The organism is Methylobacterium sp. AC433 (assembly GCF_979253015.1).
The window spans coordinates 21,307-36,362 of record NZ_CEEDBN010000026.1 but is presented as its reverse complement, the minus strand read 5'-3'; the positions used below and the strand labels follow the sequence as shown (position 1 = coordinate 36,362).

At 71.6% G+C, this 15,056-nt stretch carries 11 protein-coding genes; 5 read left to right on the top strand and 6 right to left on the bottom strand.

What is annotated here, in order from left to right; genetic code table 11:
- Window positions 1–555: 555 nt before the first annotated feature.
- Window positions 556–4,149: a transcription-repair coupling factor gene (gene mfd / locus AC0IWM_RS22760; RefSeq protein ID WP_471758810.1), complete on the top strand. Its 3,594-nt coding sequence runs from the start codon at window positions 556–558 to the stop codon at window positions 4,147–4,149.
- Window positions 4,150–4,234: 85 nt separating this feature from the next.
- Here mfd and AC0IWM_RS22755 read toward each other — a convergent pair whose 3' ends face one another.
- Both AC0IWM_RS22755 and AC0IWM_RS22750 read right to left on the bottom strand, forming a co-directional pair.
- On the bottom strand, window positions 4,235–4,579 hold the full coding sequence (locus AC0IWM_RS22755) for a hypothetical protein (protein WP_471758814.1): 345 nt from the start codon (window positions 4,577–4,579) through the stop codon (window positions 4,235–4,237).
- 307 nt (window positions 4,580–4,886) lie between these two features.
- Entirely contained in the window at window positions 4,887–6,197 is a 1,311-nt protein-coding gene (locus AC0IWM_RS22750; protein ID WP_471758808.1) for an AMP-binding protein, read from the bottom strand.
- A 562-nt stretch (window positions 6,198–6,759) separates the two neighbouring features.
- Between AC0IWM_RS22750 and AC0IWM_RS22745 the strand changes: the two genes are divergently transcribed.
- On the top strand, window positions 6,760–7,551 hold the full coding sequence (locus AC0IWM_RS22745; protein WP_471758806.1) for an invasion associated locus B family protein: 792 nt from the start codon (window positions 6,760–6,762) through the stop codon (window positions 7,549–7,551).
- Window positions 7,552–7,678: 127 nt separating this feature from the next.
- Here AC0IWM_RS22745 and hspQ read toward each other — a convergent pair whose 3' ends face one another.
- Window positions 7,679–8,005, bottom strand: coding sequence for a heat shock protein HspQ (gene hspQ / locus AC0IWM_RS22740; protein WP_243214705.1), 327 nt, complete (start codon window positions 8,003–8,005; stop codon window positions 7,679–7,681).
- A 108-nt stretch (window positions 8,006–8,113) separates the two neighbouring features.
- Window positions 8,114–9,166 (bottom strand): HpcH/HpaI aldolase/citrate lyase family protein, encoded by a 1,053-nt coding sequence (locus AC0IWM_RS22735; RefSeq protein WP_447678981.1) that lies wholly within the window; start codon window positions 9,164–9,166, stop codon window positions 8,114–8,116.
- Between the two features lie 206 nt (window positions 9,167–9,372).
- Here AC0IWM_RS22735 and AC0IWM_RS22730 point away from each other — a divergent pair, with 206 nt between their 5' ends.
- On the top strand, window positions 9,373–10,656 hold the full coding sequence (locus AC0IWM_RS22730) for a patatin-like phospholipase family protein (protein WP_471758804.1): 1,284 nt from the start codon (window positions 9,373–9,375) through the stop codon (window positions 10,654–10,656).
- Here AC0IWM_RS22730 and AC0IWM_RS22725 read toward each other — a convergent pair whose 3' ends face one another.
- Window positions 10,657–11,868 (bottom strand): FAD-dependent monooxygenase, encoded by a 1,212-nt coding sequence (locus tag AC0IWM_RS22725; protein WP_471758802.1) that lies wholly within the window; start codon window positions 11,866–11,868, stop codon window positions 10,657–10,659.
- 185 nt (window positions 11,869–12,053) lie between these two features.
- Between AC0IWM_RS22725 and AC0IWM_RS22720 the strand changes: the two genes are divergently transcribed.
- Window positions 12,054–13,445 (top strand): GntP family permease, encoded by a 1,392-nt coding sequence (locus tag AC0IWM_RS22720; protein WP_471758800.1) that lies wholly within the window; start codon window positions 12,054–12,056, stop codon window positions 13,443–13,445.
- A 58-nt stretch (window positions 13,446–13,503) separates the two neighbouring features.
- Here the strand turns inward: AC0IWM_RS22720 and AC0IWM_RS22715 are convergent, their stop codons facing one another.
- The gene (locus AC0IWM_RS22715) at window positions 13,504–13,728 is read right to left on the bottom strand and encodes a hypothetical protein (RefSeq protein ID WP_471758798.1); all 225 of its coding nucleotides are present in this window, start codon (window positions 13,726–13,728) and stop codon (window positions 13,504–13,506) included.
- 343 nt (window positions 13,729–14,071) lie between these two features.
- Between AC0IWM_RS22715 and AC0IWM_RS22710 the strand changes: the two genes are divergently transcribed.
- A complete protein-coding gene (locus tag AC0IWM_RS22710) occupies window positions 14,072–15,046 on the top strand; it encodes a quinone oxidoreductase family protein (protein ID WP_471758796.1) in 975 nt (324 codons plus the stop codon).
- The last annotated feature ends 10 nt before the right edge of the window (window positions 15,047–15,056 follow it).

The window sequence follows — 15,056 nt, the reverse complement described above, 5'->3', positions numbered from 1 at the left end:
TCGTCTGGACTGCCGACCCGGATCGCATCATCCAGGCCGCAAAGCGCGGGCACCAAGTGTTAGACTCGCACCACTAGAACCCGCCGAACTTAGCGCCAGCGCGAGACCCGTCGGAGACACCGCGACGCCAACGGCCCCGGCGGCGACGCCGGAGCCCGGGACGCCGGGGAACCGGCACATCTTGAAGCGCAGTCCATGGGTTCCGCGGCGTCCCGCGTCCCCGTTCGGCGTGTCGTTGTTCCGGGCCATGCCCCCGGCGCGGAACCGCGCGCGGGGGTGAAGCCGCGTGGGTCCGTCCCGCCCGCCCCATGCGGGGGAGGGCGCGCGGAGCGACCGGGAGAGGCGGGATGCGCGGCCGGCCGCCGCGCTGGATCAACGCGCCGGGGTGCGGTAACCCGCGCGGGTCTGGTAAGGACCGGGCGCGCGGTTACATACGTTCCGGTCCCGCGCTTCGATCCCGCGCGGTCCGCGCCCAGGGCGATCCGTCAGACGAACGAAGCCGGACGGGACCGTCAGGGTCCGACCGGCGCAGCACGAGTGCAAAACCCCGACCCGATGGCCAAACCCCAACCCAAAGCCCCCGTGCCCGCGGCGAAACCCCAGACGGCGCGCTTCGCCCTGCCGAAATCCGGCGCGCTGGCCCGCGCCCTGGAGGCGCTGAAGCGCGGCGACAGCCCGACGCTCGCCAACGTGCCGGAGGGGTTCGACGCGGTCGTGGTGGCCGACCTCGCCCGGGCGCTCAGCCGCGACGTCGAGGGCCCGGCGGTGCTGGTGCACGTCGCCCGGGATTCCGGTCGCTCGGCCGCCTTCGTCGGCGCCCTCAAGTTCGTCGCCCCCGAGATCGAGGCGATGAGCGTGCCGGCCTGGGACTGCCAGCCCTACGACCGGGTCTCGCCCAACGGGGCCATCGCGGCCCAGCGCATGACCGCCCTGTCGCGGCTCGCCCGCTCGCGCTCTTCCGAGGAGCAGCCCCGCATCCTCTGCACCACCGTCAACGCCCTGATCCAGCGGGTGCCTCCCCGAGAGAAGATCGCGATCGAGACCTTCTCGGCGGCGATCGGCAACGTGGTGCCGATGGACACGGTGACGGCCTGGGTCGAGGCCAACGGCTTCCTGCGCACGGGCACCGTGCGGGACACCGGCGAGTACGCCGTGCGCGGCGGCATCCTCGACCTGTCGCCGCCCGGCCTGCCGAACCCGATCCGCCTCGACTTCTTCGGCGACACGCTCGAGTCGATCCGCGCCTTCGACCCCGAGACCCAGCGCACCATCGGGCAGTTGCGCTCCCTCGACCTCGTGCCGATGAGCGAGGTCCAGCTCACCACCGAGACGATCCGGCGCTTCCGCCAGGGCTACCTCTCGACCTTCGGCGCGGCCAACCGCGACGACCGGCTCTACGAGACCATCAGCGAGGGACGGCGCTATGCCGGCCTCGAGCACTGGATGCCGCTGTTCTACGACCATCTCGACACGCTGTTCGACTACGTGGCCGGCGTGCCGATGGTGTTCGACGCCCAGGTGGACGAGGCGGCCGGCGAGCGCCTGACCCTGATCCGCGACTATTACGACGCCCGCGCCGAGGCGATGAAGGCGCCGTCCCCCGGGGTCGCGCCCTACAAGCCGCTGAAACCCTCCGCCCTCTACCTCACCCCCAACGAGTGGCGCGACCGGGTCGCGGCGGCGTCCGTCGCCCGGCTCTCGCCGTTCTCGATGCCCGAGAACCCGGATCGGGCGACCATCGACTGCGAGGGCCGCCAGGGCCACAGCTTCGCCGCCGAGCGCGCCGACGAATCCGCCAGCGTCTTCGACGCGGCCGTCGCCCACGTGCGGGACCTGCAGGGCTCCGGTCATCACGTGATCCTCGGATCCTGGTCCGACGGCTCGCGCGACCGGCTCTGCTCGGTGCTGGCCGATCATGGGCTCAAGAAGCCCGTGGCCATCAACACCCTGGCGGCGGTGAACGCGCTCAAGCGCGGCACCGATGTGGCGGTGGCGGTCTGGGGCCTGGATTCCGGCTTCGTCGTCGACCGGCTCGCGGTGATCTCGGAGGGCGACATCCTCGGCGACCGGCTGGTGCGCCAGAAGCGCAAGGCCAAGCGCCCGCAGGACATCATCCTGGAGGTGCAGGCCCTCCAGCCCGGCGACCTCGTGGTCCATGCCGACCACGGCATCGGCCGCTTCGTCGGCCTCAAGACCGTGACGGCCGCGGGCGCGCCGCACGACTGCCTGGAGATCCAGTATGCCGGCGGCCTGCTGCTGCTGCCCGTGGAGAACATCGAGCTCCTGACGCGCTACGGCTCGGAGGATGCCGAGATCGCCCTCGACCGTCTCGGCGGCGGCGCCTGGCAGGCCCGCAAGGCCAAGATGAAGAAGCGCATCCTCGAGATGGCCGGCCAGCTCATCAAGGTCGCGGCCGAGCGCTTCGTGCGCCAGGCCCCCCGCCTGCACGCGCCGGAGGGGCTCTACGACGAGTTCGCGGCCCGCTTCGCCTTCGAGGAGACCGAGGACCAGGCCAACGCCATCGACGCGGTGCTCACCGACCTCAATGCGGGCCGCCCGATGGACCGCCTCGTCTGCGGCGACGTCGGCTTCGGCAAGACCGAGGTGGCGTTGCGCGCCGCCTTCGCGGGGGCGCTGGGCGGCAAGCAGGTGGCGGTGGTGGTACCCACCACGCTGCTCGCCCGCCAGCACTACCGGACCTTCGCCGAGCGCTTCAAGGGCCTGCCCGTGGAGGTCGCCCAGATGTCGCGCTTCGTCTCCACCACCGAGATGAAGCGGGTGCGCGACGGCCTCGTCGCCGGCACCGTCGACATCGTGGTCGGCACCCACGCGCTCCTGGCCAAGAACGTCGCCTTCAAGGATCTCGGCCTCATCATCGTCGACGAGGAGCAGCATTTCGGCGTGGCCCACAAGGAGCGCCTCAAGGCCCTCCAGGCCGACGTGCACGTGCTGACCCTCTCGGCGACGCCGATCCCCCGCACCCTGCAGCTCGCCATGACGGGGGTGCGCGAGCTCTCGATCATCGCGACGCCGCCGGTGGACCGCCTGGCCGTGCGCACCTTCGTGACGCCCTTCGACCCGCTCCTCATCCGCGAGGCCCTGCTGCGCGAGCGCTATCGCGGCGGCCAGTCGTTCTACGTGGTGCCGCGCATCGAGGATCTCGCCGAGGTCAAGCGCTTCCTCGACCAGGAGATGCCCGAGACCAAGGTGGCGGTGGCCCACGGCCAGATGGCGGCGGGCCAGCTCGAGGACGTGATGACGGCCTTCTACGAGGGCAAGTTCGACGTGCTGCTCTCCACCACCATCGTCGAATCCGGCCTCGACATCCCCACCGCCAACACGCTGATCGTGCACCGGGCCGACATGTTCGGTCTGGCCCAGCTCTACCAGCTGCGCGGCCGCGTCGGGCGCGCCAAGGCCCGGGCCTACGCCCTGTTCACGACGCCGGCCAACCGCACTCTCACGGTCCAGGCGGAGAAGCGCCTGCAGGTGCTCCAGACCCTCGACACGCTCGGCGCCGGCTTCCAGCTCGCCTCCCACGACCTCGACATCCGGGGTGCGGGCAACCTCCTCGGCGACGCCCAGTCCGGCCACATCAAGGAGGTCGGCTACGAGCTCTACCAGCAGATGCTGGAGGATGCGGTCACGGCGCTGAAGGCCGGCATCGACGAGCCGGTGGAGGAGGCCTGGTCCCCCACCATCGCGCTCGGCGCGCCGGTCACGATCCCGGAGGACTACGTCGAGGACCTCACCATCCGCCTCGGACTCTACCGCCGGCTCTCGACCCTGGAGAACGACGCCGAGATGGAGAGCTTCGGCGCCGAGCTGATCGACCGCTTCGGCCCGCTGCCGCCGGAGGTGGAGCAGCTCCTCAAGATCGTCACCATCAAGATCCTGTGCCGCGACACCAACGTGGAGAAGGTCGAGGCCGGTCCGAAGGGCGTCGTCGTCCACTTCCGCGACAAGGCCTTCGCCAACCCGCAGGGGCTCGTGGCCTACGTCGCCGAGCAGGCCTCCTTCGCCAAGGTGCGGCCGGACATGAGCATCGTCTTCATCCGCGAGCTCGACACCATTCCGGAGCGTCTCAAGGTGACGACGACGATCCTGCGCAGCCTGTCGACGATCGCCCGCCGCAGGAAGGCGGCCTGACCCGGACAAGCGAAAAGGGCGCGCCGTCGGCACGCCCTTTTCGCAAACGGATGAGGCGGTTGGGTCGGTCTCTTCGACCGGCGCCTCAGAGGTCCGGCTGGTTGAGCACGTAGGGGCCGATCTGGCTCTGCAGGTCGACATAGGTCCCGGAGCGGCGCCCCATCGCCTCGTCGACCACGATCACCGGGATGCCGGCCTGGCGCATCTGCTCGCGCAGGCGTTCGGAGAGCTGGTCATAGGCCGGGTCGCGCCGGGACGAGGCCTGGAGCAGAACGGCGGCCGGGCGCGCGATGACCGCGAGCACGTCATGCGCCGCCTCCAGAGAGGCGGTGACGCTGGCGTAACCGAGCTCGGCGAGCTCGGCGGCGAGCGAATGATCGATGGCGCGGTGGCCATCGTCGACAACGAGAACTTGTTGCAGCGCACCCATGAGCATCAGTGCTAGCCCATCCTTCGTCCCTTGGAAAGAGACTCGTGTGACAACACACATCCGGGTGGTTGGTTCGCCGGCCACGTTGTTAACGTGACTATGATGTTCGCCGCCTGAGCGCGGGATGAACCGGACCGGTGCGGCGCATCATTCCCCGATGCCGGCGCGCCGCGGCCCGGCCCCAAGCCGTTCCGACGAATCGACAATCCGGGCTTCGGCAGCGCGAGCGCACCGCGGCGGGCGGCGGCCACGGTCGGCCGCCGGGCGGGCCTTCGGTCCCCGGCCGGCGCGGCGGACGCGTCGCGGTTCAGGCGCGGCGGATGGCCAGGGTGCGGTCGTCCTCGATGCCGGCGGCGAAGGGCGAGGCCGCCCAGGCATCGACCGTCTCGGGGATCGCGATATCGCGCTGCAGCGCCTCGGCGTGGCAGGCGCGGCCCCGGAAGGCGAGATGTCCGTCGGGATCCCGGCGCAGGGCCATCAGGGTCGAGAACAGGTGCCCGCGCTCAGGATGGGTCAGCGAGTGGGCGACGTCGTTGGCCTCCCGGGCACCGGCGAGGAGGGCGGTCTCGTCGAAGGCGATCACGTCGACCACCGGGCGGTGCGGCGCGGGCGCCAGGCTGCGCGGTCCGAGGCGCCCCGGGGCGCGATGGGCGAGCACGACGCCGTGCAGCGTGGCCGGCAGACGGCTGGCGGAAAGGTTGCGCTCCAGGGCCGCGGGCACCACGAGGCGGGTGGGCAGCGGCCGGTCGAGGGCGGCGGCGAAGCTGCGGGCCTCGAACACCGGCAGCGTCTCGAGGCCGGCTCCCGCCACCAGGGCGGCCCCGAGACCGGTCACGAGGCCGCGCAGGTCGCTCTGCGGCACCAGGCTGAGGATCCGGTCGCCGGGCTCGACCCGGGCGGTGACGAGGTAGACGGCGATGGCCGCGAGCAGCGCGTCGCCGCCGCGATGGACCGGGCGCGCGGGGTCGCCCTCGGCGAAGCTGATGACACCGCCGGGCCCGGTCGCGAAGGGGCCGCCCGCCTGATCGAGGGCCATGGCGTCGAGGCTGATCACCCCGTCCGGAACCTCCGGGCCGAAGGCGGCGAGGTAGCGCAGGCCGAAATAGCGCACCGCGACGCGGCACAGACGTTCGGCGAGGGCGAGGGGGCCGAACCGCGTCTGGGTGATGACGGCGGGGAGGGCGGCCTGCTGGACGGCGGCGAGCAGGCCCTCCTCGTCGAGGGTGAGCGGCAGGAGGCAGGGGATGTGGCCGGCGGCTTCCACGGCCAGATAGGCGAGGAAGCTCTCGGAGCTGCCCGGGAGGGCGAGTCCGATGCGGCTGCCGGGGGCCAGGCGCCAGCTGCGCAGGCCGTTGGCGAGGCGGGCCACGATCTCGGCCGCCGCCCCGTAGGTCCAGGTGATGGCGGGCCGCCCGCTCCAGAGGGACTTGTGCGGCGGGTCGACGAAGGCGACGCGATCCGGATGGGCATGGGCCGTGCCCGCGAGGAGCGTGCAGAGGCGCTGCGCCCGGGGTGGGACCCGCGCGCTGTCGGGGCCCTCGCCCGGGGGGCTCGCCGGCCCGCTCCCCGAACCGACCAGGGCCGGGCGGACCGGCCCCGTCCCGGAAGCACCGGTCATGCGGCGGCTGGCCTGAGACAGTGGAATGCCTGCCCGGACGGAGTCCAGAAGGTGGGCGGCTTGAAGATGGGCTGCTTGCTGCGCCGACACGTGCGCTGACTCCCGCGACCCTCCGTTGATGAACGCTTAGGGTTAAGCCCGCCTTAACCGCACGACCGCCGCGTCCCGGCCACGGCCGCGGTGTCACGGCCGCGGTGTCATGTCTTCGCCGCATTCGGGGGGAAAGCAGGCCGCCCTGTCGTCGGGGCGGGACTGCGCCGTCGATGGCGCGGTCCGCGGGTCGCCGCGCGGTGGCGGAGGGTCTCATCCGCCGCGCCGCTGCGATCCCGGTCCAGTCGTGATCTCGGCCCAGGGGCGATATCGGCTTCGAAGCGATCGCGGTCCGAAGGTGCGTGTCCGGCAGGCCTGGTGCGATGAATGCGCCCGGCCGAGTGCCGAACGCACGCCCCAGGCCCCGAAGCGCCCTTGAAGTCCGAACCGTTCGATGCGAATCCGCGCTCAGTTTCGAGGCGCATCCCGCGAGCCGAATCCGTTACGCCGTCATCTTAAGGGGTCAGAGCTGATGTTCTTCGCCAACCGTCCCGCGCGCCCGCTGCGCGTCGCCGCGTTCCTCGCCCTGGCGGGCCTTACCGGAGTGGCGGGGGTTGCCGGACCGGCTCTCGCGCAGGCGCCGAAGGGCAAGGCCGCGCCGGCCCCCACCGCTCCCGCGCCGACGGCGCCCCCGGCCGCCGCACCCACCGGTGCGGCCCAGACGGGTCCGCAGATCGTCAACGTGAAGTCCGATCCGGCCCAGACGGAATGGACCAAGGTCTGCGGCAAGGACCAGGGCAGCGGCACCGACGTCTGCTACACCACCCGCGACTTCGTCTCCGACCAGGGCCAGCCCGTCCTGGCGGTCGCCGTCTACGAGATGAAGAACGCCGCCCAGAAGCAGGAAGTGCGGGTCGTCCGCTACCTGCTGCCCCTCGGTCTGCTCCTGCAGCCGGGCATCCGCTTCACCGTCGACGGCCAGCAGGGCACCGCCGGCAAGTTCGCGGTCTGCTTCCCCAACGGCTGCTTCGCCGAGGCCGGCAATGTCGGCCCCGAGCTGATCACCGCGATGAAGAAGGGCACCACCCTCAACGTCAGCGTCCAGAACCAGACCCAGCGCGAGGTCACCTTCGCGGTGCCGATCACCGGCTTCGGCAAGGCCTTCGACGGCCCGGCCATCGACCCGAAGGTGCTGGAGGAGCAGCAGAAGAAGCTGCAGGCCGAACTCGAGAAGCGCAGCGAGGACATGCGCAAGAAGCTCGAGCAGCAGAACGCCGCCGGCGCTGCCCCGGCCGCCGGTGCGCCGGCCGCGCCGAAGCCCTGAGATCGCGATCCTGCCGGCCGCCCACGCGGCCGGCCCCCGAACGAAACGAGGCCGGGCGCGATGCCCGGCCTCGTTTCGTTTTCGCGCCCTTTCGGCCGGCCGGCGCCGGCCGGACCGGGCCGGCCCGTCAGTTGGCCTGGGCGGCCCCGCGCATCCGGTAGCTGCCGTCGGCGTCGCGCTCGAACACCTCGGCGATGCCGGTGTGGCGCAGGGCCTCGCCGGAGGTATCGGGCACGAGGTTCTGCTCGGACACGTAGGCGACGTACTCGCTCTCCGCGTTCTCGGCGAGCAGGTGGTAGAACGGCTGGTCCTTGCGCGGCCGGACCTCCTCGGGAATCGCCAGCCACCATTCCTCGGTGTTGTCGAACACCGGATCGATGTCGAAGACGATGCCGCGGAAGGGATAGAGGCGGTGGCGCACGACGGCGCCGAGGCCGAACTTGGCGGTTCTCATCACGAAATCAGCAGTGAGCGTATCGGTCATGCGACGGAAAGTAGGCGGACCCAGGCCACTTGTCATCGGCGGTGCCCCGCCGACGACGCAGGGGACGGGAAAAAGCGCTCAGGCGAGACCGTAGGTCTTGGCCAGCTCCGGGTCCTTCTCGGCGACGAGCTTGGCGAGATCGACGATGACCTTGGCCTGCTTCCAGGTGGCGTCGTCCTGCATCTTGCCGTCGAGCATCACCGCGCCGGTGCCGTCCGGCATCGCCTCGACGATCCGCACCGCGAAGGCGACCTCGGCCGGATCGGGGGCGAAGACCCGCTTGGCGATGGCGACCTGATTCGGGTGCAGGGTCCAGGCCCCGGCGCAGCCCATCAGGAAGGCGTTGCGGAACTGGGCCTCGCAGGCCTCGCCGTCGGAGAAGTCGCCGAAGGGACCGTAGAAGGCCTTGAGGCCGTTGGCCATGCAGGCATCGACCATCTTGGCGATGGTGTAGTGCCAGAGGTCCTGCTGGGCGGAGGCGCGGGCGGCGCCGTCCTGGGTCGGGTCGGCGATGACCCGGTAGTCCGGGTGGCCGCCGCCGACGCGGGTGGTCTTCATGCCGCGGGAGGCCGCGAGGTCGGCGGGGCCGAGGCTCATGCCGTGCATGCGCGGCGAGGCGGAGGCGATGGCATCGACGTTGGCCACGCCCTCGGCGGTCTCGAGGATGGCGTGGACGAGGATCGGCTTCGTCACGCCGTGCCGGGCCTCGAGCTGGGCGAGCAGCTGGTCGATGTAGTGGATGTCCCACGGCCCCTCGACCTTGGGCACCATCACAACGTCGAGCTTGTCGCCGACCTGGGAGACGATCTCGAACAGGTCGTCCAGAATCCAGGGGGAGTTCAGGGCGTTGATGCGGGTCCAGAGGCCGGTGCCGGAGGCGGCGAAGTCGGTGGCCTGGGCCATGGCCACGAAGCCCTTGCGGGCGGCCTCCTTCTGGTCGATCGGCACCGCATCCTCGAGGTTGCCGAGCACCACGTCCACGGTGGCGGCGAGCTCCGGCACGCGGGCCCGGACCTTCTCGTTGTGGGGCGGCACGAAGTGGATCATCCGCTCCAGCTTGACGGGGAGGTCGCGGAAGGGAGCCGGTGCGCCCGTGGCGAGCGGCTGGAAGAAGCGGCGTGGCAGTTTCATGGGTGTTCCTGGCTCCCGGAGATTTCTTGTGTGAGATCGGCGTCCCGAACCAGCGGTTAGGACAAGGCCGACCCCGCCGTAAAGGTGCGCGGGCGCACGCAAGCCGTTTGCCATGCGGCCGCTGCAGTCCAAGGGGCGGAACGTCGATCTTCGCCTCACGTTCTCACGATTGAGGGGGCACCTCACAGAATACGAGGGACGGACCCATGTCCGGATCATCGATCAGGCGGACCGGCTTCCGCCATCCGGCGCTGCTCGCGGCGGCCCTGCTCGGCCTCGGCCTTCCGCAGACCGCATTCGCCGCCGAGCGCAACAGGCCGCCGGCCGAGAAGCAGGTCCGGTCCGAGACGCAGGCCGGACGCGTGGCCTTCACGGCCACTGAGGCCGCGACGGCCCGGCCCGACGGGCTGGCCGCGGGGGTGCGCATTCCCGGAGACGATGCCACCGCCTTCCGTACCCTCGTCGACGGGGCGTCGGCCGCGAACCGGCCCTGGCTCGTGCTCTCCGGCGGCGGCGAGAACGGCGCCTACGCGGCCGGCCTCCTCAACGGCTGGAGCGACGCCGGCACCCGGCCGGATTTCGGCATCATCACCGGCGTCAGCACCGGCGCGATGATCGCGCCCTTCGCCTTCGTCGGCACCTCCGGCGACGCCGCCCTGCGCCAGAACTACACCGAGATCTCCGCCGCCGACGTGTTCGAGTTCGGCGGCACGAACGAGGCCCTCACCGACACCTGGCCGCTCAAGCGCCGGATCGACAGGGCGGTGACTCCGGCCCTGCTGAAGGCGGTGGCCGCGGAGCACGCCAAGGGCCGCCGGCTCCTGGTGGCGACGACGGCGGTGGACGGTGAGCGCCCGGTCCTGTGGGACATGGGCGCCATCGCGCAGACCGGCGACCCGAAGGCGCTCGCGCTGTTCCGGTCGGTGATCCTGGCCTCCTCGGCCGTGCCCGGCGTGTTTCCGCCGGTGATGATCGACGCGGTGGCGGGGGACGGCAAGCGCATCCAGGAAATGCACGACGACGGCGGGACGACCGCGCCGTACTACCTCGCCCCGGAATCGATGCTCCTGGCGATGGATCCCGCGCCGCTGCCGACGCATCAGGTCTACCTCATCGTCAACAACAGCCTGGCGCCGGACTTCCAGATGGCGTCGCGCACCACCCTGAGCGTGCTCGGCCGCTCGATGTCGGCGGCGATCAAGGCGCAGACCCGGGCGGTGCTCGCCCTCAGCCAGGGCTTTGCCCGGCGCACCGGCCTGGACCTTCAGGTCGCCCAGATCGACGGACGCTTCGGGAAGACCTCCGCCGCGCCGTTCGACCAGGGCTACATGAGGGCCCTGTTCGACCACGGCGTTGCCCTGGGCAGGGCCGGCACCGCCTTCCAGGGCGGCCCGGCGGACCCGGCGGAGATCGCCACCGGCTCCCTGGACCGGAAGTCCGTGCAGGACGGCACGGCCCAGCCACCGGTCCGGAGCGTGGCCGGGCGGTGATCAGCGCATCAGGCTCGGGGCACCGAGGCGGGGCAGCACGCCCTCGCGCATGACGATGCGGCGCAGCGGCCCGATCGTCGTCATGGCGAGGAGGCCGAGGCCGCGCAGGGCGTCCACCGGCAGGAGGTCGGCGAGCAGGCTGCGGTTGAGCGCGTCGACCGCGGTCGACCGCAAGCGCGCGTCGAGGTCGCGCCCGCGGGCGAAGCCGGCCAGCGCCGCGCGCGAACCCGGGTCGCGCCCGTCCTCCACCGCCCGCATCACCGCGTCGCGCAGGGAGGCCGCGTCGCGCAGGCCGAGGTTCAAGCCCTGCGCCCCGATGGGCGGGAAGACGTGGGCGGCCTCGCCGACCAGGGCGAGGCGAGCGGCGACCGGGCTCGGCACGGACAGGCCCCGCATCGGCACGAGGCCGCGCGGCCCGTCGATGCGCATCGCGCCCAGCATCGCCTGGGCCTGGTGCTCGACCGCCCGGGCGAGGGCGTCGTCGTCGAGGGCGGAGAGACGCTTGGCGGGGCTCTCGCCCATCACCCAGACGAGACTGGAGCGGAGGCCGCCGGGCAGCGGCACCAGGGTGAACGGCCCCTGCCGGGTGTGGAACTCGGTGGAGACGTCGCGGTGCGGCCGCGTATGCGCCAGGATCGTCGTGATGGCGCTCTGCGGGTAGGACCAGGTGCGCGGCAGGATGCCGGCGGCCTCGCGCAGCCTCGAGCGGGCGCCGTCCGCGCCCGCCACGAGGCGGGCCGACAGGGTGGCACCGCCGGCGAGCGTGATCGTGGCCGCGTCGGCGCCGGCCGCGAAGCCCGCAGCGTCCTCCTCGAACAGGGTCAGGTCGGCGGCGGCCCGCGCCTCGGCGCGCAGGCCCTCGACGAGGCGGGCGCTCTCCACGTTCCAGCCGAAGGCGTCGAGGCCGATCTCGGTGGCGACGAAGCGGGCCGGCGGCGGCCGGAATAGGCTGCCGGTGTCGTCGACGATGTGGAGCTCGGCCAGCGGGCTCGCATGGGGCGCGATCGCCGTCCAGACCCCGAGGGCGTCGAGGAAGCGCACCGAGCCGTCGAGGAGCGCCACCGTGCGCCCGTCGGCCACGGGAGCGTGCCGGCCGACCAGGGCGGTGGCGACGCCCTCGCGGGCGAGCGCCAGGGCGAGGCTCAGGCCCGCCGCGCCGGCACCGACCACGGCGACCGCGAAGGCCTCGGATTTCGGAGAATGTGTCGCCACGGGCTCGCGGTCTCCTGCACATCATCGGGCAGACGGCCGTCCGAGCCGACGGGTCCCCCCTGAGATCTAACGCTTACAGAGGCGTGTCACCCCGCCGGTCAAGGCCGCGATGGTGCCGCAGGGGCGGGGCTTGTACCATCCGGTGCGAGGCCGTGGACATCGGCCGGCCGAAGGATGCCCGTTCCATGAGCCTGTTCATCGCGCTGCTGGCGCTCGGATTCCTGATGCTCGTCGCCTATCGCGGCTTCAGCGTCATCCTGTTCGCGCCGGTGGCCGCCCTGCTGGCGGTGCTGCTCACCGATCCGTCGGCGGTGCTGCCGGTCTTCTCCGGCCTGTTCATGGAGAAGATGGTCGGCTTCGTGAAGCTGTACTTCCCGGTGTTCCTGCTCGGCGCGGTGTTCGGCAAGGTCATCGAGATGTCGGGCTTCTCCCGCTCCATCGTCACGGCGGTGATCGAGCTCGTGGGCGCGAGGCGGGCGGTGCTCTCCATCGTGCTGGTGTGCAACCTGCTCACCTACGGGGGCGTCTCGCTCTTCGTGGTGGTGTTCGCGGTCTATCCCTTCGCGGCCGAAGCCTTCCGCCTCAGCGACATCCCCAAGCGCCTGATCCCCGGCACCGTCGCGCTGGGCGCCTTCTCCTACACGATGGATGCGCTGCCCGGCACGCCGCAGATCCAGAACATCATCCCCACCACCTTCTTCGGCACCAACACCTGGGCCGCTCCCTGGCTCGGGCTGATCGGCGCGGCCTTCATCCTCGTGGTCGGCGTCGCCTATCTCGACGGGCGCATCGCCGCGGCCAAGCGCCGGGGGGAGGGCTACGGCACCGGCCACAGCAACGAGCCGCAGGTGATGGACGAGGCCTCCCGCGCCCATCCGGCCATCGCCCTGCTGCCGCTGATCGTGGTCGGCCTGTCGAATCTCGCCTTCACGGCCGCGATCCCGCGCTTCTACGGGCCCAAGGCCGAGACGGCGCTCGCCGGCCTCGACAAACCCATCGTCACCACGGTCTCGTCCGTGACCGCGATCTGGGCGGTGGAGCTGGCGCTGCTCGCCGGCATCCTCACCGTGCTGGCCTTCGCCTGGCGGCCCGTCGCCTCAGGCTTCGCCGAGGGCAGTCGCGCCGCGGTGGCGGGCTCGCTGCTGGCGGCCATGAACACGGCCTCCGAATACGGCTTCGGCGCGGTCATCGCCGCCCTTCCGGGCTTCCTCGTCATCCGCGACGCCCTCTCGGCGATCCCGAACCCGCTGGTCAACGAGGCCGTGACCGTGACGGCGCTCGCCGGCATCACCGGCTCGGCCTCCGGCGGCATGAGCATCGCCCTGGCGGCCATGTCCTCCACCTTCATCGCGGCGGCGCAGGCCGCCAACATCCCCATGGAGGTGCTGCACCGGGTCGCCGCCATGGCCAGCGGCGGCATGGACACCCTGCCGCACAACGGCGCCGTCATCACCCTGCTCTCGGTGACGGGCCTGACCCACCGGCAGGCCTATGCCGACATCTTCGCCATCACCCTCCTGAAGACCGCGGCGGTGTTCCTGGTGATCGGGGTCTACTACCTGACCGGCATCGTCTGAGCCTGCCCGGCCTCGTCCGGGCCGGCACGGTGCCACGATGCGCCGGTCCCGGTGGGAATCAGTCCGATCGGACCCGCGCCGAGGTCTCCCCCGGCTCGACGAGCCGCAGGGTGAGCTGGGTGAAGGGCCGGATGTCCCAGGCCGGCCCGGCATGGAACATCATCACCACGGGCCGGCGCGCCAGGACCCGGAACTCCGGCAATCCCGCCTCGGGGCGCAGGATCGTACCGGGCTGGACGGCGGGGTCGTAGCCGGCGGGCCGTATCCACACGATCTCATCCATCGAGCCGATCCGCCTTCATGGTCGTGTCGTCCCGGCCGGGCCGGGTCGGCGGTCTCCCGGTGAAGCGCGCGACGCGGACGCACCGGATAACCTGCGTTAATCATGCAGGCGCCGCGGACGCAATCCGGGTGCGCTCCGGCATGCGCGGAGGCCGGGCCGGTGCGCCGCCGCACATGGCGCGGTGGGCGCGGGATGAGAGTCTGCGGCATTGCCGGCGCGCCGGGTCCGTCTATGTCGCTCATGATCGCAGCCGGTGGACCCGCATCGGCCGCGTCGAAGACGGGCGGAAGAAGACGGCCGCAGACGCGAAGACCGCAGACGACCCACAGAGAGGAACGACACGATGCCGAAGGCGATCCAGGTTCACGAATACGGCGGCCCAGAGGTGATGCGCTACGAGGACGTGAGGCTGCCGGCTCCGGGCCCCGGCCAGATCCACGTCCGGCAGACCGCCATCGGCGTGAACTTCATCGACATCTACTTCCGTTCGGGCGCCTACAAGGCGCCGCAGCTGCCCTTCACCCCCGGCAAGGAGGGCGCCGGCGAGGTCGTGGCGGTCGGGCAGGGCGTCACCGAGTTCCGGGTCGGCGAGCGGGTGGCCTACGGCTCGGCCGCCAGCACCTATGCGGAGGAGGCGGTGATCGAGGCGAGCGCCGCCGTGCACCTCGCCGACGACGTCGACGACAAGACCGCCGCCGCGATGATGCTCAAGGGCCTCACCGCCGAGTACCTGCTGCACCGGACCTACGCGCTGAAGCCCGGCGACACCATCCTGTTCCACGCCGCCGCGGGCGGCGTCGGCCTCATCGCCTGCCAATGGGCCAAGCACCTCGGCGCCACGGTGATCGGCACCGTCGGCTCCGAAGAAAAAGCCGAACTCGCCCGCGCCAACGGCTGCGACCACGTCATCCTCTACCGCGACGAGGATTTCGCCGCCCGGGTCAAGGAGATCACCGGCGGCAAGGGCGTGCCGGTGGTCTATGACGGCGTCGGCAAGGACACCTTCCCGGCCTCGCTGGACTGCATCAGCCCGCTCGGCCTGTTCGTCAGCTTCGGCTCGGCCTCCGGCCCGGTGGACGATTTCAGCCTGGCGCTGCTGGGCCAGAAGGGCTCGCTCTACGCCACCCGCCCCTCGCTCTTCGCCCATGCGAGCAAGCGCGAGACCCTCGATGCCATGGCCAAGAACCTGTTCTCGGTGGTGGCGAGCGGCGCCGTGAAGATCCCGGTCCACAGCACCGCCAAGCTCGCCGACGCGCAGCAGGTCCACCGGGATCTGGCCGCCCGCAAGACCACCGGCGCCACGGTGATGATCCCGTGATCCGGACATC

Bases quoted from the DNA above. Each gene is read 5' to 3' on its own strand.
- mfd (WP_471758810.1), top strand. From the start codon at position 556: ATGGCCAAACCCCAACCCAAAGCCCCCGTGCCCGCGGCGAAACCCCAG.
- AC0IWM_RS22755 (WP_471758814.1), bottom strand. From the start codon at position 4,579: ATGGGTGCGCTGCAACAAGTTCTCGTTGTCGACGATGGCCACCGCGCC.
- AC0IWM_RS22750 (WP_471758808.1), bottom strand. From the start codon at position 6,197: ATGACCGGTGCTTCCGGGACGGGGCCGGTCCGCCCGGCCCTGGTCGGT.
- AC0IWM_RS22745 (WP_471758806.1), top strand. From the start codon at position 6,760: ATGTTCTTCGCCAACCGTCCCGCGCGCCCGCTGCGCGTCGCCGCGTTC.
- hspQ (WP_243214705.1), bottom strand. From the start codon at position 8,005: ATGAGAACCGCCAAGTTCGGCCTCGGCGCCGTCGTGCGCCACCGCCTC.
- AC0IWM_RS22735 (WP_447678981.1), bottom strand. From the start codon at position 9,166: ATGAAACTGCCACGCCGCTTCTTCCAGCCGCTCGCCACGGGCGCACCG.
- AC0IWM_RS22730 (WP_471758804.1), top strand. From the start codon at position 9,373: ATGTCCGGATCATCGATCAGGCGGACCGGCTTCCGCCATCCGGCGCTG.
- AC0IWM_RS22720 (WP_471758800.1), top strand. From the start codon at position 12,054: ATGAGCCTGTTCATCGCGCTGCTGGCGCTCGGATTCCTGATGCTCGTC.
- AC0IWM_RS22715 (WP_471758798.1), bottom strand. From the start codon at position 13,728: ATGGATGAGATCGTGTGGATACGGCCCGCCGGCTACGACCCCGCCGTC.
- AC0IWM_RS22710 (WP_471758796.1), top strand. From the start codon at position 14,072: ATGCCGAAGGCGATCCAGGTTCACGAATACGGCGGCCCAGAGGTGATG.